At 51.3% G+C, this 384-nt stretch carries 1 protein-coding gene; it reads right to left on the reverse strand.

Going from position 1 to position 384, the window contains the following annotated elements:
• Nucleotides 1-38 precede the first annotated feature (38 nt).
• The coding region (locus tag HK11_RS09610) for an IS3 family transposase (RefSeq protein WP_143216385.1) at nt 39-384 on the reverse strand (346 nt) is incomplete at its 5' end.

The raw sequence follows: 384 nt of genomic DNA on the forward strand, positions 1-384 counted from the left end.
TGGACTTGTAACGGTTTTGTGCCGGTATGTAATTTCTTTTACGCGGCTTTGGCCTCGAAAGCGAGTGGGCTGATACTCCCGAGACAGGAGTGGCGCCGTCGCGAGTTATAGAAGCCGTTGATGTATGGAAAGATGGCGGCTGTTGCCTGACGCCGTGTTGGCCAACATTGTCTCCAGAGCATTTCAGCCTTCAGGCTCTTGAAAAAGGTCTCGACCACGGCGTTGTCATAGCAGTTTCCCTTGCCGGACATGGACGGTATCATCCTGTATTCGGTCAGTTTCTTCTGAAAATCATGGGAACAATATTGGCTGCCGCGATCAGAATGGAAAATACAGCCAGATGGTGGGTTGCGTAGACGCATCGCCATATCGAGTGCCCTGATA

Origin of the sequence: Acetobacter sp. DmW_043 (assembly GCF_002153485.1) — a bacterium.
Classification (GTDB): Bacteria; Pseudomonadota; Alphaproteobacteria; order Acetobacterales; family Acetobacteraceae; genus Acetobacter; species Acetobacter thailandicus.